The sequence below is a fragment of the Archangium violaceum Cb vi76 genome (genome assembly GCF_000733295.1).
Lineage (GTDB): Bacteria > Myxococcota > Myxococcia > Myxococcales > Myxococcaceae > Archangium > Archangium violaceum.
Map to the genome: position 1 here is coordinate 55081 of NZ_JPMI01000378.1, position 19602 is coordinate 74682.

General features: G+C 67.7%; 14 protein-coding genes. 7 read left to right on the top strand and 7 right to left on the bottom strand.

Annotated features, from left to right (window positions below):
* Positions 1 to 121: 121 nt before the first annotated feature.
* Positions 122 to 889: a M23 family metallopeptidase gene (locus Q664_RS46445; RefSeq protein WP_200883868.1), complete on the top strand. Its 768-nt coding sequence runs from the start codon at positions 122 to 124 to the stop codon at positions 887 to 889.
* Between the two features lie 213 nt (positions 890 to 1102).
* On the opposite strand, the gene Q664_RS46450 is transcribed toward Q664_RS46445, so the two are convergent.
* The 4 genes from Q664_RS46450 to Q664_RS46460 form a co-directional block, all read right to left on the bottom strand.
* A complete protein-coding gene (locus tag Q664_RS46450) occupies positions 1103 to 1720 on the bottom strand; it encodes an acetoacetate decarboxylase family protein (RefSeq protein WP_160174653.1) in 618 nt (205 codons plus the stop codon).
* Positions 1721 to 1881: 161 nt separating this feature from the next.
* Positions 1882 to 3228 carry a DUF4215 domain-containing protein gene (locus Q664_RS55815; RefSeq protein WP_075207702.1) on the bottom strand — a complete coding sequence of 449 codons (1347 nt, stop codon included), beginning with the start codon at positions 3226 to 3228 and terminating at the stop codon, positions 1882 to 1884.
* Positions 3229 to 3233: 5 nt separating this feature from the next.
* A complete protein-coding gene (locus tag Q664_RS46455; RefSeq protein ID WP_052519556.1) occupies positions 3234 to 4241 on the bottom strand; it encodes a peptidase associated/transthyretin-like domain-containing protein in 1008 nt (335 codons plus the stop codon).
* Positions 4242 to 4246: 5 nt separating this feature from the next.
* A complete protein-coding gene (locus tag Q664_RS46460) occupies positions 4247 to 7060 on the bottom strand; it encodes a serine/threonine-protein kinase (protein ID WP_268811458.1) in 2814 nt (937 codons plus the stop codon).
* Positions 7061 to 7526: 466 nt separating this feature from the next.
* On the opposite strand from Q664_RS46460, the gene Q664_RS46465 reads away from it, so the two are divergent.
* Complete coding sequence (locus Q664_RS46465) at positions 7527 to 8255, top strand: SDR family NAD(P)-dependent oxidoreductase (RefSeq protein ID WP_043412312.1); 729 nt, start codon at positions 7527 to 7529, stop codon at positions 8253 to 8255.
* Here the strand turns inward: Q664_RS46465 and Q664_RS46470 are convergent.
* Complete coding sequence (locus tag Q664_RS46470) at positions 8204 to 9964, bottom strand: GTPase (protein ID WP_052519557.1); 1761 nt, start codon at positions 9962 to 9964, stop codon at positions 8204 to 8206. The genes Q664_RS46465 and Q664_RS46470 overlap by 52 nt on opposite strands.
* 178 nt (positions 9965 to 10142) lie before the next feature.
* Here Q664_RS46470 and Q664_RS46475 point away from each other — a divergent pair, with 178 nt between their 5' ends.
* From Q664_RS46475 to Q664_RS46490, 4 genes are all read left to right on the top strand, one after another.
* A complete protein-coding gene (locus tag Q664_RS46475) occupies positions 10143 to 10892 on the top strand; it encodes a hypothetical protein (RefSeq protein ID WP_152622755.1) in 750 nt (249 codons plus the stop codon).
* A gap of 43 nt (positions 10893 to 10935) precedes the next feature.
* Positions 10936 to 12276, top strand: coding sequence for a hypothetical protein (locus tag Q664_RS46480; protein ID WP_043412316.1), 1341 nt, complete (start codon positions 10936 to 10938; stop codon positions 12274 to 12276).
* A gap of 121 nt (positions 12277 to 12397) precedes the next feature.
* Positions 12398 to 14131 (top strand): serine/threonine protein kinase, encoded by a 1734-nt coding sequence (locus Q664_RS53685; protein WP_052519558.1) that lies wholly within the window; start codon positions 12398 to 12400, stop codon positions 14129 to 14131.
* A gap of 90 nt (positions 14132 to 14221) precedes the next feature.
* Positions 14222 to 15151, top strand: a complete 930-nt coding sequence (locus Q664_RS46490) for a DUF2381 family protein (protein WP_043412317.1) — start codon at positions 14222 to 14224, stop codon at positions 15149 to 15151.
* Between the two features lie 29 nt (positions 15152 to 15180).
* Here the strand turns inward: Q664_RS46490 and Q664_RS46495 are convergent, their stop codons facing one another.
* A complete protein-coding gene (locus Q664_RS46495) occupies positions 15181 to 15957 on the bottom strand; it encodes a hypothetical protein (protein WP_043412321.1) in 777 nt (258 codons plus the stop codon).
* Positions 15958 to 16271: 314 nt separating this feature from the next.
* On the opposite strand from Q664_RS46495, the gene Q664_RS46500 reads away from it, so the two are divergent.
* Positions 16272 to 17750 (top strand): potassium/proton antiporter, encoded by a 1479-nt coding sequence (locus Q664_RS46500; protein WP_043412324.1) that lies wholly within the window; start codon positions 16272 to 16274, stop codon positions 17748 to 17750.
* A gap of 9 nt (positions 17751 to 17759) precedes the next feature.
* On the opposite strand, the gene kefC is transcribed toward Q664_RS46500, so the two are convergent.
* The gene (gene kefC, locus Q664_RS46505) at positions 17760 to 19544 is read right to left on the bottom strand and encodes a glutathione-regulated potassium-efflux system protein KefC (protein ID WP_043412598.1); all 1785 of its coding nucleotides are present in this window, start codon (positions 19542 to 19544) and stop codon (positions 17760 to 17762) included.
* Positions 19545 to 19602 lie beyond the last annotated feature (58 nt).

Sequence of the window (19602 nt, forward strand, 5' to 3'; positions counted from 1 at the left end):
ACCGGGCTCATCAGGGCTCTCCGCCTGGCTGAGTACTGTCCGAGGCGAGCAGGCGAGCAGCGGGACGGGAAATGGTTTGGAATAGTACAAGGGGCTCCCGTCGTTTTCGCGCGGCCTACCCATGATCCTGCCCACGCTCTTCCTTCTCGCTTCCGCTCCGGCAGTTCCCTCCGCCCGCAACACCGTGGCACCCGAGATTGGCGTTCCCTTCGCTTGCGGCCGTGTGTTTCCGGTGAGCCAGGGTCACGACACGGGCAGCCACCTGCAGAACGACACGTACGCCTGGGATTTCCGCATGCCCGTGGGCACGCCGGTGGTGTCCGCCGAGGACGGCACGGTGCGCCTGGCGCGCGGGGACAGCACCCAGGGGGCGTGTGACCCGAAGATGGCGCAGCACGCCAACTATGTCGTGGTGGCCCACGAGGGGGGCCTGGAGACGCAGTACCTGCACTTCAGCGCCGTGGTGGTGAAGCCCGGCGAGCAGGTGCGCAAGGGACAGCTCCTGGGCTACTCGGGCAACACGGGCTGGTCGTGCGGCCCGCACCTGCACTTCAAGGTGGCCCGTGCTGCGGGCACCGGGTGGAACAACCCCTCCGTTCCCGCGCTCATCGCGGGGTATGGGGATCCGGTGCGCGACACGCTCATCGCGGCGCCCGCGTGTGGGAAGAACCAGGACATGCCGGTGATGGCCGCCAACGATCCGCGTGCCAACGAGCCGCTCGCGCCCGCCACGGACGTGCTGCGGGATGGCGAGCAGGCCGCCGGTGGCATTCCGTCCGGGGCCCGCTCCATCCTGGAGAAGGTCTCGCGCACGGCCTCCGAGTCGGCCCGTCAGCGCGAGCAGCAGCCCGAGGCGCGCGCCTCGGACGGTGCGGGCGGTTCCCGCTAAGCCATCGGAACAAAGTCCCTTCAGGGGTGGGTGTTTCCGCGCTGTATACGCAAGTCATGCCCTCGATTCAGCCCGCCTCCCGGGCGCGCTCTTCACGAACTTGTCCAACTGTTGGACAAGTTTGGCGAGACCGTGACCGGAGGGCTTTCTCTTGCTCTTGAGCTGAGGACAGGCCCCTGTACGGACTTTCTTCGGATGGGTTGGCGCTCCTCGTCAGCGGTCCGCCACGGGTGTGGCCGCTGGGAGCGTGAGGGCGAAGTCACGCATCCAGAAGCTCAATAGGGGCTTCTGGCCCGCGAGGCCGAGCGCGGCCAGGGGGCTGCTGTGGGGGATGGACCAGGAGCCCCGGAGCAGCCGGAGCGAGGTGGAGAAGGAGTCCTGCGTCTCGCCCACCTGGCCCTGTATGGAATAAAGGTCCGGCAGGGAGAAGGGCAGCCGGACGCGGCGAGGCAGGCCGGGGAGGAGCTCGAAGTGAGCCTTCCCCAGGAGCCGCCCCCGCTCATCCCACGCGGCGCCGGAGAAGCCTCCACTGGGAGGACTCCGGTCGAGTTCGAAGCGGGCCATCTCCTTGGGCAGATTCCACAGCGCGCGCCCGCCGCGCAGGGACTGCTCACTGTCCACCCAGATGAGGGGAGTGGCCGCGCCGAAGCGCCGGGCGCCCCGCTGCTTCACGACGATGCCCATGGCCAGCTCGCCATACGTCAGCGTGCCGCCGGGCTCGTAGTCCACGAAAGCCCCGGTGACGAACATGCGGCCCGCGACGACGAGAGGCTCGAAGACCGGTTCCACCTGGAGCGAGCACCGGTGGACGGGCACGCTCCATGCGGACATGTACACCTGCCCACGCAAGAGCCACGGTGCGGGCGGGTAGTCGACGGGCCTCGCTTGGGGAGAAGACGAAGGCTGGATGCCCACGGTGATTTCCCTGAGTAGGTGCATGATGCCGAGCTGTTCTGTTTCAGCCCGTGAAATATGGCGTCATAGGGGTGAAGTCATCGCAGCTGGCACTGCCCTTCGCTCTTCGAACATTGCAACCATGGCTCGCAATCTTGGTCAGATTTGCAGCCTGTGCCGGCCGGGCAATAGATACCTGTGCCGTCGGACATTCCGATCAGCTCAAGGCCGTCATTGGATGTTGTCTTGATGTCTTTGTTGCCGTCTACTCCTGCGAGTTTGTTTTCGAGCCTCACGATGTTCCAGTTCGCCGAGACGGCCTGAACCCTTATTCTGTCGTCAGCACTGCCAAATGCTGATTTGTTGATGGTGTCCTTGATTTTATTGGCTATCTCGTCCGGAGAGTCCAGGTTCCAGATGTCAATCCACTCATCGCCTTTCGGTAGTTCGAGTTTGTCGTAGAATTTGAATACAAATTCCTTGCTTCCGTCGTGGATGGTTATTGATTGGTCGTGTTTTACGCTGCTGGGATTTTTTATGATGATGATGCCAGTTGCGGACTTGAACTCTTGCCAATTCTTGCAATCTTTTTTGCAGGTGCCGCAGTTGCTGTCGTTTTTGTCATCGCATGCTTCGCCAGCGCTGGTGTTTACGATTCCATCGCCGCATTTCGTTAGTGTGCAATTGAAATTACATCGCTCCGAGACTCCCTTGTCGTCACATTCCTCGAGGATTGGAGTTTGCTGGTCTTGATGCCCATCGCCGCATGTATTGAAAAGACAGTTGGTGAGGCAGTTGTCGTTGTCGGAATTGTTCCCGTCGTCGCACTGTTCGCCTGGGTCTAAGATGCTATTGCCGCATTTCTCGCCTGAGTGACAGTCGGCGCTGCACCCGTCTCCGTTTGTGGTATTGCCATCGTCACAGACCTCGCCCAGAGAAGAGTCCAGGAACCCATTGCCGCAGGTCTCATCGGATTTGCAGTCAGCGCTGCAGCCATCGCCACTATCTTTGTTGTTGTCGTCGCAAACTTCTCCTAGGTGAGCGTCAATGATGTTGTTACCGCATACCTCTGTGGAACGGCAGTTTGCGCTGCATCCGTCGCTGCTGTCGTTATTGCCGTCGTCGCACTTTTCCCCTGGGTCGATGATGTTGTTGCCGCAGGTCTCTGTGGACTTGCAGTCAGCGCTGCATCCATCTTTGTCTGAAATGTTACCGTCATCGCAGACTTCACCGAACTGGGCCTGGAGGATGCCGTCGCCGCACTCAGTCTTGATGCAGGACTGCTGATCGGCGGAGCATCTCTCTCCTGCGGGGCAGAGCAGGCCGGAGGCGCAATTCACACTCATTGGCTCAAGGCAGGACTGGAGTGGCATGGCCAGGAGCACTGCCGCGAGCGCGGGAAGGGTGCTTAGGCGAGCAAGGAAAGAGGATTCTTGTTTCATCATGCACCTCAGAATCGGAAGGTGGCTTGGACGCCGTTCATGCCACCGAGGATCGGCACGACGTTCACCGACTCCTCACTCTGGTATGGGTCGATGAGATGGGCCTGGGGTTGGTTGAGGTAGAGCAGCACCGCGCCCGTAACAAGCGCAGCACCTCCGAGAGCATAGGCTCCCATTGCAGCCTGCTTCAGATTGTCACCTCGGCTTCGTATGGCCGCCAGTTCGGGCGTGGCCATGCAGCCACCACACTCCCGGACCTTTGTATCGAAAGCTCCATAGGTACTTGCTGCTCCCAGATGCATGACGCCGCCGCTCACAGCTGCCGCGAGCCCTGAACCGACGACTGCCCAGGGCTTCCATTCGTCCCACTGCCTTCGATACTGGGTTGCATCCTCGCGCCGCACGAGATGGAGGTTTAGTTCCACCTGCTTTCCGGAGACCCAGGTCTGACTCTTGTCGTAGGTGAGATGTCCGTCTTTGCGTGCGACCACACTGTGGATACCCGTACGGGCTAGCCCCTCGTAATGTCCGGGCGCCACGAATAGGGTCTGGCCGTCCAACGTCACGATGGTGCCTGGCTCATCACAGCGGACGGACACTCGCACGATCTGCTTGTCGAGGAGATCCTTGTACGTGCGGGCACGTTCGAAGCGCTCTTGATCGAGAGGCTCGGGGCCATAGCGCATCGCCGCTTCCAGATGCGTGTATGCCTCAATCGGCTGTTCGAAGTTCATCAGCGCCAGTGCTAGGTTGTAATGGATGGCGGGATGATCCCAGTGCTTGAGCGCCTGTCGGTACTTCTCGACGGCTTGGATGAAAATGGAGTTTTTCAGGAACCCATTGCCCTCGCGGAACAGTGCGTAGGCGGCGTCTTGCTCCTTCAGGGAGACGTTCCGGACCCACGGGTAGGAGCTCTCCAATTCAGCACTGGCCAGGATCGAAGGTTCTGCTGCCGACGCCATCCACGGCGAATGCAGAACTACCAAGGCCAGGCAGACCAGGAACTTGTTTATCATCCATCTCACTGTCGTGCCCCCTTCAGGATCTCGATGTATGGGCCGAGCCGCTCCTTCATCTGCCGGAGGCGTTCCTGTTCTTGAAGCAGCATCTCCTCAAGTTTCTGTGCGGCACGGATGGCTTCAGCACGCGCCTTGCGCGCCTTCATCGCGTTTTTCTCGGCGCGAAACTTGGCTAGTTTGGTGCGCAGTTGGGCTTCCTGTGCCCGATCCAGCGCCGAGCGCAGCGCATCATTTTTGCGCAGCAACTCCTCATTGGTGAGCGCCACCTGCGCATTTGCCTTCTCCGCCGCCTGCTGCGCCTCCTGGCGCTCCCGCTCCTTGGCTTGTACCTCCGCCAGATGCTGCCTGGCTTCCGTCTCGGCCGTGCGTGCCACTGCCTCGGCTGCTTTCGCTACCTCGGCCTGGCGCTCGGCCTCCTGCTGTGACGTGCGGATGATCACCAGTGCTACCGCCGCGGCGATGACCAGCAACACCAGGAACACCGTGGAGCCGACCACCAGCGCCCGCTTCAGTCTCGTGGACCGGACCTCCTGGGCGAACACCGCATCGAGGAAGTCTCGCTGCAACTGCGGCAGTTCCCCCCGGTATCTGCGCTGGAAGCGCCGGGCCTCCTCCACCATCTCGCCGCGCCACAGCAGGTTGTTGTCGAATTTCTTCGCCTGCCATTGCCGGGTCGCGTTGCGCAGTTGTTCCAGGAAGCCCGAGTCCTCCTGGCCCTCGTCCAGCCAGCGCTTCAGGGTGGGCCAGCTGTGGATGAGCGACTCGTGGACGAGCTCCACCGTCGCGCCCGTGGCCCCGCCTCCCGTCTGCACCACCAGCAGTCGCGCCTGCACCAGGTGGTCGATGAGCCGCTGCATCTCCCCCGTGTCCTTCGTCAGCTCACGCAGCTCGTCCGCAGATACCAGGGCACGCGTGTGCTCTGGCGTCACCAGCCGCAGGAAGAGCGCGCGCACCAGGGTCCGCTCCTGCGTGGACATTCCCGTGAGCACGCTGTCGGCATGGCTGGCGAGCGCCCCCGCGATGCCTCCAATGGCCGCATAGGCGCTCGTGGTGAGCAGCTTGCGCGCCGGGTCTCTCGACTCCCACAGCTGTGTCGCGGCGAACTGGAGCAGCGGTAGCGCGCCCTGGGTGGATTCCAGGTGCTCCAGCATGTTGTCCACCATCGCTGGCGTCTCGAACCGGTAGCCCGCCCGCTCCGCCGGTTGCACCAGGGCGTCTCGCAATCCCTCCCGGTTCGGCGGGGTGAGGAAGTAGAGGCCCTGGCTCAACTCGGCCATGAAGCCCTCGTCCTCCGGCACCCGGTCCAGGAAGTCAGAGCGGATGGAGAGCACCACCCGGATGGGCGAGGTCGCGTCATCCGCGATGCCCAACAGGCACGCCGTGAACGCCAGCCGCTCCTTCGCGTCCGGCACCAGCGTGTACAGCTCCTCGAACTGGTCCACGAAGAGCAGGATGTGGTGCTGCTTCCTCCTCGCCCGGCTGCGCAGCACGTTGCCCACGTAGCCGGGCTCGTTGCGCAGGTGCGCGATGAGGAGCTTCTGCTCCTTGAGGTCCTGCTCGACCGAATCCGACGAGCTCACCAGCGGCGCCATCATGTTGGCCAGCGCCGACAGCGGATTGCGGCCGGGGCGGATGACGAGCGCCTCCCACGGTTTGCCCGAGCGCTTGAGCACCGGCACCAGGCCCGCGCGCACGAAGGACGACTTGCCCGTCCCAGACGGTCCCACCACCGCCAGCAGCGGCCGGTCGTGGATGCGGTTCACCAGCGCCGCGATCTCCCGCGTGCGGCCGAAGAAGCGGTCCGCGTCCGCCTCCTGGAAGGAGCTGAGGCCCGCGTAGGGGCTCTCGTCGATGCGCTGCTCGCGGTTGTAGCGGCCGGGCAGGAAGGGCTCCAGGGCGCGCAGCAATGACAGCGCATCCGGGAAGCGCTCCTCCTTGTGTTTGAGCAGGCACCGGTCGACGATGGCCGCCAGCTCCGGCGGGGCATCCGGCACGACCTCGCGCAGGCGGGGCATCGGCTCGTCGAGCAGCGCCGTCACCGCCAGTTGCGGTCCCCCCATGTTGCCCAGCGGGTGCTGAGCCGCGAGCATCCGGAACAGCATGATGCCCACCGCCCAGATGTCCGTGCGGTGATCGATCGCCACCCCGTTGCCCCACTGCTCCGGGGACATGTACGCCATGGTCCCCAGGATGGAGCCGCGGCGGGTGAGCTCCTCGCCGTCATCCTCGAGCAGTCCCACGAAGGTGTCCGTGGCGACTCCCATCGAGGGCTCCTCGCCCTGGAGCACCTTGGCGATGCCGAAGTCCAGCACCTTGATGGCGCCCGAGTCCGTCACCAGGATGTTCTCGGGCTTCAAGTCCCGGTGGACGATGCCCTGCTCATGCGCGCACGCCAGCGCTCGCACCACCGGCACCATCAACTCCACCGCGCGTGAAGGCGGCAGGCGCTGGCCGGCGATGAGCTTCTTCATCGGCTGGCCCTGGAGGTACTCCAGCACCATGAAGGGGCTGCCCTGGTGCTCGCCCACCTCGTAGATGATGACGATGTTCTCGTGGCTGCACCGCGCCGTGGCTCGCGCCTCGAGGATGAAGCGTTTGGTGAGGTCCGGGTCCTCGGTGTGCAGGAACTTGATGGCCACGCGCCGGCCCAGCCGCGTATCTCGGGCCAGGCAGACGGTGCCCATGCCGCCGCTGCCCAGCTCGCGGATGAGCTCGTAATGCTGGATGCGCGTGCCCGGTGCGAGACCCCTCTCCCGTGACACCAGTTCCAGGCCCGTGCGCGTGGTGCGCAGGGCACTGCTCGCGTGCTTGCTCATGTCTGGCCAACCCCCCCGAGGCGGCATTCCCAGACGGGAACGCACGCTTCCTGCCGCACCGGCCTCGTGATGGCCGATGCCCGTATTGTGAGATGGATTACAGGAGATGCCGCTCCAACCCGGGCTGTCAGTGAATGCGGGAGCAGCCTGCTTCAGCGGGCTCGCACATGGAATGGACCTCTTCTGGCTTTACCGGCCTCCCAGACGCCCATCCCCATCCACCTGCCCCCCAGGGAGCCTTCCGTGTCCGTTGTGGGGCAACAACACCGACATGATGGGCATGGATGCTCCCTCGCCTATCCCCGCCCCCGGTACAGGAACAGTGTTGACCGTTCAATCCAGACGGAGCGTGAAGAGCACTTCGCGTGCCATCGTGTGGTGTGAATTATTGGAACAAATTCTGGCTGGCGAATGTGTTTCAGTCACCATTACTTCTCATTTCGCAACACAACACATGGAGGAACGCATGGGGGCACTGGACGGAAAGACGGCCATCATCACGGGTGGAGGTTCTGGAATTGGACTCGGGATCGCCGAGCGCTTCGTACGTGAAGGGGCGCAGGTGGTGATCGCCGGGAGGAGCATGCACCGGCTCGAGGCAGCGGTGGCGAAGCTGGGGAGCAACGCCCGCGCGGTGCAGACGGATGTCGCCGACGAGGCCCAGGTCAAGCGGCTCATCGACTCCGTGGAGAGTCTCGACATCCTGGTGACATGCGCGGGCGGGGCGGTGTTCGGCCCGGTCGAGCAGGTCCCCATGAAGTCCTGGCGCGAGCTGTTCGAGGGCCGCTTCTTCGGACAGCTCTCCGCCTGTCATTACGCCGTGCCGAAGATGAAGCCGGGCAGCTCCATCATGTTCTGCTCGGGCATCGCCGGCCACGCGGCCCTGGCCAACTACGCGGGGGGGGCGGGTCTGTGCGGCGCGGTCAACGCCATGGGGCGTTCGCTCGCCATCGAGCTGGCGCCCAAGGGCATCCGGGTGAACGTGCTGTCTCCGGGGCTCACCCGTGACACGGCCATCGACTGGGGCGTCCCGTCCGAGGCGGTACCCGAGTTCCTCGCCGGGCTCTCCAACAACATTCCGATGAAGCGCCCGGGCACGGCCAACGACATGGCCGACGCGGCCTTCTTCCTGGCCACGTGCGCCTACGCCACCGGCATGGTGCTCGACGTCGACGGCGGTTGGACGGCGGTGTGAGCCGTCCGGGTGAGGGCGAGCAGGGCGCGGGCGGCCTCGCGCGGGGGACGCAGGCTGTCCTGCACCGTCTCGCCCAACCGGGTGCCGAGCGCGCCCAGCCGTGCCAGGAAGTGCTGGAGGCCCGCGCGGCGCACGCCCCGCGCGGTGCCCGCGAGGCTCGCCGACGCCAGCAGCGCCCCGCCTCCCGCCAGCAGGGCGAAGAGGGCCCCCGCGTTGAGGAAGTAGTCCAGGCCCAGCAGCGGGCCTTCAATGTACGCGCGCACCACGCGGTAGCCCACGTGCCCCAACAGCGCGAGCAGGGGCAGGTTGATGAGCGGCAGCAGCAGCCAGCGCGCCGTGCGCCACCAGCGGGCCACCGTCTCTCCCACCGCCGTGGTGACGGTGTAGCGCCAGGCGCTCGCCCGCGCGGACTTCAGCTCCGCCAGCACCGTGTCCACGTCCGGCAGGCCCAGGGACTCGGGGGAGAGTCCGCTCGCGTGCGCGAGGCTCCGGGCCTCCGTCAGCGAGGCGCGTGCCGCTCCCTCCACGGCGATGTCGTCCTCGAAGGGCTCCACCACCGCCGTCTCCGCCGCGCGGGCGCGCGTCTTGTCCCGCACCGCGTCCAGCACCGTGGAGGTGGCCGCCACCGCCAGTCCCACCGGCAGGCTGCGCCGCGCGAGCAGCGTCGCCGCTCCCAGGCCTCCCGCCCCCACATAGGACAGCCGCATGCCCCACGCCGCCGGGCCCCAGAAGCGCCCCGCGGCCTGGGTGCGCACCTCCGAGGCCAGGTGGCCCTGCGCCAGCTCCAGCCGCGCCTCGAAGTCCGTCCTCAGCCCCTCCGAGGTGCGCGCCAGCCCCGACTCCAGCGCCGCGCGCGTCCGGGCCAGCGTGTCCTCCGTCTCCTTCAGCGCCGCCTCCACCCGTGAGGCCAGCTCCTCCAGCGCGCCCCGGGCGTTGGAGCGGCGCACCCGCTCGGCCACCGCCTGCGTGCCCAGGGACTTGAGGTGGAAGAGGAAGGCGCCGAACTCGCCGGAAGGGTCCTCCCCCCGCTGCGCCGCCCGGCCGCTGATGGCGAAGACGGGCACCGACTCCAGCGCCAGCCCGTACTGCTCCGCGGCCAGCCGGCGCGCCTGGGACTTGAGGGACTCGCGCGAGTCGGCCGACAGCTCGTCCGCGAAGTTGATGAGGAACACGAGCGAGCGGCGCCGGGCGAATTCGGCGAGGAACTCGGCCTGGGTGGCCTCGGCCACGCTGCCCCGGTGCATCACCACCAGCGCCACGTCCGCGCGCTCCAGGGCCGCGCGCGCCACCTCGCGGTGCGTGGTGGCCACGCTGTTGAGGTCCGGCGTGTCGATGAACACCTGGCCACTCCACAGGCCCTGGGGGCCGGGCGTGTAGCGCACCACCCGCGCACCCACCCGGGCCAGGTCCTCCAGGCCAGCGCCCTCGGGGGCGAAGACGGTGGCGGCGGTGCTGGTGGGGCGGTCCTCGCCCTCGCGCGCGAGCGCCTGTCCGGCCAGGGCATTGAGCAGGGTGGACTTGCCCGCGCCGGTGGCGCCCACCAGGGCCACGGTGAGCGGGGCGTCCTTGCGCTCCAGGCCGCGCGCGTAGTCCTGGCGCAGCCGCTCGAGCCGGGCCGCCTGGGGCTTCAGGGCGGGCAGGGCCAGCGCGGCGGAGAGCAGGGGTTGAAGCTCGTCGGGGTCGGGCAGGGTGTCGGGCGAGGCGTTCACGGACCCAAGATTCGCCAAGGCGTGCGCCGGTGCACAGTCCGAAGTGCGGGCACATTTCCTTCAGTGGGCACTCGTATCCTCTGGGGAACTCGTCTTCCAGGACCCCCCTCATGATGAAGAGCCGTGTACCTCCCAGGGGGGGCGCGCTGTCGAGAGGGGCGCGAGCGCGTCGCTCCTGATGCTGGTGGCGCTGGTGCTGCTGGGATGGGCTCGGGCTGCTCCTCCCACGGCGCGGGACGCCCTGAGTCAGGAAGAGGCGGCGCGGTGTGGGCCCGGGCCCGGCCCGGTGCGCGACATGGTGACCTGGGAACGGCTGTGCCGGGCCACGATGCGCGCTGCCTCCAGGCTGCCGGACTCCGACGCCCGGCGGCTGGTGTCCCTGGTGGGGCCACGACACCTCGCCACCCTGCACCCCCTGACGAGCCTCTGGCTGGACCCACGCGGCAAGCCCGTGGTGGAGGACGTGGTGACCAGGGCCTGGCCGCCTCTCCCCGCCAGGCCGGGGCCCGAGCAACTCCAGCGGGTGGCCCACGCGCTGTGGCGCTACGTCAACGCGGCCACCTTCGCGCGCACGCAGGAGGAGTTGGGGCAGGCGGCCCTGGCACTGGAAGAGGCGGTGGCGGCCGTGGGCGTGGAAGCGGTGGTGTTCCTTCTCGAGGAGGGGCTGCTGTCCGCCCAGGCCCGGCTGCGGGATGCGCCGCGAGAGGCCCCGCTCGTGGTGGTGCCCGCCAGCGCCCGGGCCGAGCCTCGCGAGGACACGCTCGAGCCGGGTGGATGCGCGAGCGGTTCGCCCGGGGCGTGTCCTTCGAGCGCGACATCGCCCAGGTGGTGCGCGACGATGCCCTCCGTCCGAAGGCGCAGCGGCAGATGCTCCAGGACTTCGACGAGCCGCTCGTCGAGACGTACGTGGGAGTGCACAAAGCCTTGAGCGAAACCAAGGCGACAGTCCCAGGCGTGGAGGTGCTGTTCCGATGAAGGTACTGAGCGTGCATGACCTGAAGCCGGAGGACAGCCTGCTGCTCACGTTCGATGGAGTCTACAAGGCACGGACCGCGCTGAAGACACGGCTGGCTCCCTTCCTGGACGCACTCGAGAAGAACGCCGGCGGGTGGATGCCGGATGTCATCAGGGGCAAGCGGCAGCGTAAATACTCCCGTTCCTCCTTCTTCCAGGCGCTGGGAGAGAATGACGAGGACAACGACCCGGGTATTGGCCTCTACCGCACGGAGTGGCCCGCGTTGGACGGGTGCTTCGACCGCTGGCTCTCACGCAAGCCTCCCCAACTGGGGGTCTTCCTCCGCGTGCAGCCGCTCTCCTTCTTCGCGGACGAGCAGCGCTGCCTGCACTTCGTGGAGATGGTGCGTGCGTGGGCTTCTCATTACCCGGTATCCCATGCCGAGGCTCACAGTACCGCGGACAGCAATCTCGCGGGCTCTCCCTGTTTCGGCCGCGATGATCAGACCTGTTTCCGAGACGGCTTCGACAAAATCTACGAGGTATTCTGGCTGAACGTCTTCGGACCCAAGCTGGTGGAGGAGGTGGGCCGCGAGCGCATGCTGTCCACGCCGGCCTGGAGGGTGGAGGAGTTGCCCAATGGCTGCGTGCTGCTGGTGACCTGGCCCACGGCGGCGGACTTCGCCAGCGAGGAAGCCCGTCTGGCCCAGGCCCGGGCGCATGCCCACCTGCGGCCGGACCTCGACTTCGACACCGTGCTGCGCACCCTGCGCGAGCGCAGCGCCACGCTGGCCCCCGTGGAGCCGCGCTTCCCTCCGGACCTGGCCCCGTTGCTCTCGCGCGTGGTGGACGCGGTGGCCGTCCACGAGCGTCAGCGCACCATCACGGAGCTCAACGCCTGGCGGCCGCCCGAGCCCGAGGAGTGGTTGCCCCTGGACGCCGCCCTGCCCCCGGACGTGGCGGACCCCGAGCGCGTGCTCGAGCAGTACCGCCTCCACGCCGAGTACCTGGTGGCGCTCCTGCACACCCCGGTGCCCTCCGTCTTCAAGAGCACCCCCGAGTCGCTCACGGACGTGGACGCCTACTTCTGGCGCGACGACTTCACCCGGGGGCGCTCGAGGGAAGCCATCGACGAGCACCTGGTGCCGGCCGTGGGGGCCTACCTGGGCCAGGTGCTCGTGCACCACCTGGACGGGCGGTGGATTCCGCGCAAGAAGCTCCTGGAGGCCCAGGTGCTCGCCGGTGGCCGGGTCTGGTTGCCGATGAAGCGCGCCTGGCGCTACCTGCGCTCCCGCCAGTCGCTGCTGGACTCCTCCCTCACCCAGCTCTACCGCGAGGCCGAGCGCCACCGCTCCTGAGTGCGCCGGGAAACACACGCATCCGGGCCGCACGACCTGATACGTTGAGGTCCTCCGAGGTAGGCCCCGCGTGTCCACACATCCGCCATCCCCCAGCCCCGAGCACCCCCTCCTCGCCGGCATGATTGCGGCCCTCGAGCCGCCCGACGACACGTCTCCGCTGCCCGTGGGCACCGTCATTGGCGGAGACGTGGTGGAGGGGGTGCTGGGCAGCGGCGGCTTCGCCACGGTGTACCAGGTGAGAAGTCCCGGCGGTTACGTGTCCGCTCTCAAGCTGCTGCCGCTGGACCAGGGCCCCGAGCGGGCCGAGCGCGCCTGGCGCGAGGTGTCGCTGGGCACGCGCCTGCATCACCCCAACCTCGTGCGCCAGCTGGGCTGGGGACAGTGGCCCGTGGACGAGCCCCGCTACCTGTGGGTGAAGCTGGAGCGGGTGGAGGGCCCCACGCTGGACGAGTGGGGACTGGCACCGGGGCGCACCCTGGGCGAGCTGTTGGACCGGGTGCTGGAAGTGGCGCGCGCGCTGGCGGTGTCGCACGAGGCGGGCGTCCTGCACCGGGACGTGAAGGAGGCGAACATCCTGGTGAACGAGCACACCGGGCAGGCGGTGCTGGTGGACTTCGGGGTGGGCTGGCACCCGGCGTACCCCACGCTGACGAAGGGGATGTTTCCCCCGGGCACGCCGGCCTACCGCGCCCCAGAGGCCTGGGCCTATGGCCGTGCGCACGCGGGCGAGCAGGGGGCGCATTACCGGGCTGGAGTGGGGGATGACCTGTACGCGGTGGGCGTGGTGCTCTACCGGTTGCTGACGGGCCGCTTTCCCTTCCGTCCCGCCGAGCACGGAGGCGAGGACGTGGAGGCCGTGCTGCACCGCGAGCCCCTGCCCCCGCACCTCGTCAACCCACGGGTGCCCCTGGCGGTGGAGGAGGTGTGTCTGCGGCTGCTGGCCAAGACGCCCGAGGCGCGCTACCCGGACGCGGTTGTGCTGTGCCGGGTGCTGGAGGAGTTGAGGGCCCGGACGGACGTGGACTGGAAGCAGGTGCCGCACCCGGAGCGGCGGCGTCCGGTGAAGCCCTGGGCGCGTCGGGGCCGGGTGCTGGGAGTGGTGGGCGTGGGGTTGGCGGTGGCACTGGGGGCCTGGTGGCTCGGCTCTGGTCGGGAAGTGGCGCCGGGTGGGCACACGCCGGAACCTGTGCGGGCCGTGGCCGCGCCTCCTGCCGAGACGCCTCCTCCCCCGGCCGCCGCCCCGCCGCTGGCGCCCCGAAAGGACAGTGCCCCCGTGAAGCAGCAGCAGACGTCTGGCCCCCAGCCCGAAGCCACCTCCAAGCGCCGGGGAGCCGCCATGCGTAATGCGTGTCTTGGACTCACCGGCGCCGCGCTCCAGGCCTGTCTGGGCACGCCGCAGCAGGTTCCGTCCGAGCGCCCCGCTCCGCCTCCCCAGGAGTGCCCCGCCGGTGCCGTGAAGGTCATGACGGGTACGCTTGGCTTGAGCGTTGGGGAAAGGAAGAGCGTGGGGTTGACCGACGGACCGGGACAGGGAAGGCCCGTGCACGTCCAAGAGGACGCGACCCTCCGCGTGGGAGGTCATTGGGAGGCGGGAGCGGACCACACGGGAAAGGGCTACAAGGTCGCGCTGCCAACCAACACCCGCCTCTTCGGAAGGCTCTACGTCAAGCAGGGGCGGGTGTACGGCCGCTTCACCGAGGCACGCACGCCCCAAGGGGTGACGTACCCGGTGTGCCTGGAGTTGCTGGATTCGAGCAGCCACGTCGGCGTAGAGCTCGAGCCCGGCAGCGCGCCGGGGAAGATGATGGTGTCCCCCTATGCGCAGGTGCGGGTGGTGGACCGCTTCCCGTAGGGGCGTCCCGCTGGCGGGACGGACACGACCGGGCAGGAGGTGTGGTAGAGCCCCACTCCTCCGGTCTCGTTCCCGTGAGGTGCCTTCCTCATGCCCGTGTTCTCCGCCGCTGCCCTGTTGCGACTCGCGTTGCTCTCCGTTCCCATGGATGCCGCGCCGCCTGACTGTGAAGCGGGCACGCGCCACCTGGAGTTGAAGATGGACACGCCCGGCGAGGCGCTCGCGGTGTGCATCCACCCGGGGCTGCCCACCAGCTTCCTCTTCGACGCGAAGCTGGGGCGCGTGGAACTGCCTGGGCGGGAGCGGTTCCTGTTGATAGCGGACGAGACAGGGCTGACCCTGGTACCCACGGGAGCCGTCACGCAGGGCGAGCGCGTGCGGGTGAGCTTCCACTTCCAGGACGGCACGGACCCGGCAGGCGTGCGGTTGCTCCTGGTGGTGCACCCGTCCGAGTCCTCGCGGCTGGTACAGGTGACACGTCAGCCACGCTCGCTCGAGTCCTACCGGGAAGGCGAGCAGCGGGCGCGGGCGGATGCCCAGGAGTGCAGAGCGGACAAGGCACGCCTGGAGGCGGAGTGCAGTGGGCCGCGGGGACTGTTGGGCCTGCTCGCCCAGGAACTGCTGGGCGACGGTGGTGGCACCCGCAAGGACATCACGAAGAGCGTCGTCTCTCGTTCGGGCAATACCCTCGAATCGATGAGGGCGCGCAGCTACCGCTCGGACACCCCACGCGTGGAGGACGGGCGGAAGGTGGTGCGGCTGGTTGTGGCGCAGCAGTTACAGAACAATGGCAGCACGCACTGGATGCCCGGTAGGGCGGTCCTGGTGGGGCCCAAGGGAGAGGAGTGGAAGGCGCTGGGCGTGTGGACGCAGGAGCCGATTGCTCCGGGGCAGGAGCGCAGCGTCGGGATGGAAGTGGAGATGCCGGAGGAGGCGGCGCGCGGCACCTTCACCCTGAAGTGGTGGGGCCAGGAGGCGGGCAGCGCGAGCGAGCGCTTCGACGGCGTGACCTTCCCGTAGTTCGACCAGGAGTCCGCTTCAGACGCTCCTCAGTGAGCATCCACGAGGAGAGTCGCGACTTCCGATGAGGTCATGCCGAAGCGCCCAGCCACGTCGTCCGACTGCCCTGATGGGGCAAACGTGGTCACGATTGGCACGAACCCCTTCTGCTCGAGTCGAGAGGCCACGCTCTTGAATACCTTGCCCGATTGGGTATCGAGGTAATGGGTGGCCAGTAGAACGAAGCGGACGTCGGAGTAGAGTCGGGCCTCGATGCTCTCGCGGAGGTGCACTGCCACGGAATCCACGAGCCTGCTGCGAGAGCGGTTGGAGAGCAGCACGGCCTCGTGACAGACCAGCACCAGAACGGGACCGGCATGTGTCGCGACGACGCGTCCTCGGGTCAACTCGGCAGGGAGTCGCCCGTCGTTCTCCCATGCGATGTTCCAGCCCCAGAGTGTGCTGCGTTCCGATGATGCAGGATAGCTCTTCACCGTGATGTCCTCGAACGAGGGCTGCCGCCCGTCATCGAGGTGAATGACGCTCTGCAGCCAGGTTCCGTGGTGGTTCAGATCCACTCCGAGCAGGACTTCGTGCCGCAGTCGTCCGAGGTCGAGCTGAGCGATGGTGTGTTGCAGGCTGACCAGCGCGTCCTTGCTCGTACTGAGTGGTCCTTCTGCGTCCGTAGTGATGGCACCGGCCGGCATGAGGATGACCGCGCTGGGGGGAACCGCAACCCGGTGGAACTCGTCCGCGAGGACGCGGATGAAATTCCGGTGGAATGAGTGCCCCTCCTCACCTTCGGGCGCCCAGCAGCGCTCATCCACGACCAGTCGGACAAATCTTGCCTGCGGGGCTTTCATTTCGTCGCCAGGGAGCCAGCGGCACACAAGGTTTCGGGGAGGTTCACTGACGGGCGGAGACGGCTTGGCCTTGGCGGAACTTGCGGACATCAGTGGCCCCCAGATTCAGATGCTTACGGTCACTACTCCGAATCCCATCAGCATCACATGCCTTCAGGCCTCTTGGTTCACCCCACGGGCCCAAGACTCGCCAAGGCGTACGCCGGTGCACACTCCCGAAGGCGGGCGAGCTTCCGCCACCGGGCATTGGCCTGGCTCCATGCTAGAGGCGTCCGGGAATGCAGCTCTACGAGCCCACGGCGACGGCCTTCCTGCTCACCGCGCTCGGTGTGCTGATGGGCGGGAGCGCGCTCTTCAGCCGTGCCGCCGGACGTTTCGGTGTCCCCGTGGCCCTGCTCTTCATCCTCCTGGGCGTGCTGGGGGGCTCCGAGGGCATCGGCGGCATCGCCTTCGAGAACTACGGCTTCACCTTCCGGCTCGGCACCGTGGCGCTGGTGCTCATCCTCTTCGATGGTGGCCTCAACACCCCGCTGTCCGCCATGCGCCACGGCCTCAAGCCCGCGGCGCTGCTGGCCACCGTGGGCGTCATCGGCACGGCGCTCGTCACCGGCGTGGCCGCGCACCTCTTCGGCTTCGAGTGGAAGCAGGCGCTGCTGCTCGGGGCCATCGTGTCCTCCACGGACGCGGCGGCCGTCTTCTCCGTGCTGCGCGGCAGTGGCCTGCACCTCAAGCGCCGCGTGGGCGTGACGCTGGAGCTGGAGTCGGGCCTCAATGATCCCATGGCCGTCATCCTCACCATGGCGCTCACCGGGGCGCTCATGAGTGGCGAGCCCCTGGACTGGCACATCCTGCTGCATGCCGCCGTGCAGATGGTGGTGGGCGCGGCCTTCGGCATGGGCTTCGGCTACGCGGGCCGGCTCCTGCTCTCGCGCGTACACCTGGCCGCGGGCGGCCTCTACCCCGTGCTCACCCTGGCGCTGGCCTTCCTGGCCTTCGGGCTGCCCACGCTCTTCGAGGGCAGTGGCTTCCTCTCCGTGTACGTCGCCGCCGTGGTGATGGGCAACCAGTCCTTCCCCTACCGCAGCGGCCTGCTGCGCGTGCACGACGCCATGGCGTGGCTTGCCCAGGTGTGCATGTTCCTCATGCTCGGACTGCTCGCCATCCCCACGAAGCTCGTGGAGGTGGCCTGGGTGGGCGCCGGAGTGAGCCTGGTGCTGGCCTTCCTCGCCCGGCCCCTCGTGGTGATGCTGTGCCTGCTGCCCTTCCGCTTCCCCTTGAAGGAGTCCTTCTACGTGGGCTGGGTGGGCCTGCGCGGCGCGGTGCCCATCATCCTCGCCACCTTCCCCGTGCTGGCCCGGGCACCGGGCGCCTTCTCCATCTTCAACGTGGTGTTCTTCATCGTGGTGGTCAACGCGCTCATCCCCGGCGCCACCGTGCCGTGGCTCACGCGCCGGTTGGGGCTCGTCTCGCTCGCGCCGCCTCCACCCCCGGCCGCGTTGGAGCTGACGTCCATGCACCAGCTCGACGGCGAGGTGGTGCCCTTCTACGTGGATCCGGCCTCGGCCGTGGCGGGCGCCACCCTCGCCGAGCTGCCGCTGCCCGGCTCCGCCGTGGTGACGCTCATCGTGCGCGGCAAGGAGTTGGTGCCCGCCAAGGGGGCCACCCAGTTGCTGCCCGGCGACCACGTCTACGTCTTCTGCAAGCCCGCGGAGCTGGCCGAGGTCCACCTCCTGCTCGGCCAGCAGATGGACGAGTGAGCCGGCGCCTCACGCCGACTTCTTCTGCTTCTGCTCGTCCTTCTCGAAGAGCTCCTGCAGGTCCTGCCGCGCCTGCTTCGCCAGCTCGGTGAGCTTCTTCACGTCCTTGTGGTGGAGGTACGAGGTCCGCAGCAGCGCCTCGTCGTGCTCGCGGAAGCGCTCCAGCGCGCTCTTGCTCTCCGACCAGGTGAGGCCCAGCTCCTGGAGGATGTCACCCGTCATCTCCAGGCTGCCCGCGTACGTCTCGCGCATGACGTGTTGGATGCCCAGGTTCATCAACTGGTAGGCGTGCTGCCGGTTGCGGGCGCGCGCGAAGAGGGTGAGGTGGGGGAAGTGCTGGAGCACCGTCTCCGCCGTGCGCACCGAGGCCTCCATGTCGTCGATGGCCAGCACGAACACCTTCGCCTTGTCCGCCCGCGCCGCCCGCAGCAGGTCCAACCGCGAGGCGTCCCCGTAATAGATTTTCGTGTTGCCGAACTTCTTGAGGAAGTCGATGTGCTCGGGGCTGGCGTCCAGGGCGGTGAAGCCGATGTGCTTCACGTGCAGCAGGCGGCCCACCACCTGCCCCACGCGGCCGAAGCCCGCGATGATGACGGGGTGGTCCTCCTCGGCGGCCACGTCGAAGTCGCGCCGCTCCTTCTGGTGGAAGCGCGGCCGCACGAACCGGTCGTACACCAGGAAGAGCACCGGGGTGACGGCCATGGAGAGGCTCACCACCACCACCAGCAGCTCCGCCAGCTCCCGCTCCATCACCCGGAAGCCCACCGCGAGCCCGAAGAGCACGAAGGCGAACTCGCCGCCCTGGGAGATGACCACCGCCATGCTCGAGGAGGGCTCGTTGCTCTTGAAGGCCCACCGGCCCAACGCGTAGAGCACCAGCGCCTTGGCCAGCACCAGCCCGAGCACCAGCACCACCACGCGCACCGGGCCGCTGGCCAGCAGGCCGATGTTCACCGACATGCCCACCGCGATGAAGAAGAGGCCCAGCAGCAGGCCCTTGAAGGGCTCGATGTCCGCCTCCAGCTCGTGGCGGTACTCCGAGTCCGCCAGCAGCACGCCGGCGAGGAAGGCGCCCAGCGCCATGGACAGCCCCACCTTGCTCACCAGCAGCGCGGTGCCCACCACCAGCAGCAGCGCCGTGGCGGTGAAGAGCTCCTGGCTGTGCAACGAGGCCACGAAGCGAAACACCGGCCGCAGCACGTAGCGCCCTCCGAGCACCACGCCCGCCAGCACCCCCACCACCTTGAGCGCCGACACCCACCCGGGCTCCGTCGACTGCGCCACCGGCTCGCCCAGGAAGGGCAGCAGCGCCAGCAGCGGGATGACGGCCAGGTCCTGGAACAGGAGGATGCCGAAGGAGGCCCGCCCGTGCTCGGTGGTCAGCTCGTTCTTCTCCGCCAGCAACTGCAGCGCGAAGGCGGTGGAGGACAGCGACAGCCCCAGGCCGGTGATGAGCGCGGTGGCCGGCTTCAGCCCCAGCGCCATGCCCGCTCCCGCCAGCACCGCCCCGGTGGCCACCACCTGCACCCCGCCCAGGCCGAACACCGACTTGCGCAGCTCCCACAGGCGCGAGGGCTGCAACTCCAGGCCGATCAGGAAGAGCAGCAGCACCACGCCCAGCTCGGCGAAGTGGAGGATGCTCTCCACGTCGGAGATGAGCCCCACGCCCCACGGCCCTATCACCATGCCCGCCGCGAGGTAGCCCAGCACCGAGCCCAGCCCCAGCCGCTTGAAGAGGGGGACGGACACCACCGCGGCCGCCAGGAAGATGAGCGCCTGTTGCAGGAAGGACATGCCCTCCTTCATGACATCGCCGCTCGAAAGAGGGCAAGACAGGTGCTCGCCGAGGCCC

What these genes read in the sequence shown, in the direction of transcription:
- Q664_RS46460 (WP_268811458.1), bottom strand. Translation starts at nt 7,060, where the DNA reads ATGAGCAAGCACGCGAGCAGTGCCCTGCGCACCACGCGCACGGGCCTG.
- Q664_RS46500 (WP_043412324.1), top strand. Translation starts at nt 16,272, where the DNA reads ATGCAGCTCTACGAGCCCACGGCGACGGCCTTCCTGCTCACCGCGCTC.
- Q664_RS55815 (WP_075207702.1), bottom strand. Translation starts at nt 3,228, where the DNA reads ATGATGAAACAAGAATCCTCTTTCCTTGCTCGCCTAAGCACCCTTCCC.
- Q664_RS46455 (WP_052519556.1), bottom strand. Translation starts at nt 4,241, where the DNA reads ATGATAAACAAGTTCCTGGTCTGCCTGGCCTTGGTAGTTCTGCATTCG.
- Q664_RS46465 (WP_043412312.1), top strand. Translation starts at nt 7,527, where the DNA reads ATGGGGGCACTGGACGGAAAGACGGCCATCATCACGGGTGGAGGTTCT.
- Q664_RS46450 (WP_160174653.1), bottom strand. Translation starts at nt 1,720, where the DNA reads ATGTCCGCATGGAGCGTGCCCGTCCACCGGTGCTCGCTCCAGGTGGAA.
- Q664_RS46475 (WP_152622755.1), top strand. Translation starts at nt 10,143, where the DNA reads ATGCTGGTGGCGCTGGTGCTGCTGGGATGGGCTCGGGCTGCTCCTCCC.
- Q664_RS46480 (WP_043412316.1), top strand. Translation starts at nt 10,936, where the DNA reads ATGAAGGTACTGAGCGTGCATGACCTGAAGCCGGAGGACAGCCTGCTG.
- kefC (WP_043412598.1), bottom strand. Translation starts at nt 19,544, where the DNA reads ATGTCCTTCCTGCAACAGGCGCTCATCTTCCTGGCGGCCGCGGTGGTG.
- Q664_RS46445 (WP_200883868.1), top strand. Translation starts at nt 122, where the DNA reads ATGATCCTGCCCACGCTCTTCCTTCTCGCTTCCGCTCCGGCAGTTCCC.
- Q664_RS46490 (WP_043412317.1), top strand. Translation starts at nt 14,222, where the DNA reads ATGCCCGTGTTCTCCGCCGCTGCCCTGTTGCGACTCGCGTTGCTCTCC.
- Q664_RS53685 (WP_052519558.1), top strand. Translation starts at nt 12,398, where the DNA reads ATGATTGCGGCCCTCGAGCCGCCCGACGACACGTCTCCGCTGCCCGTG.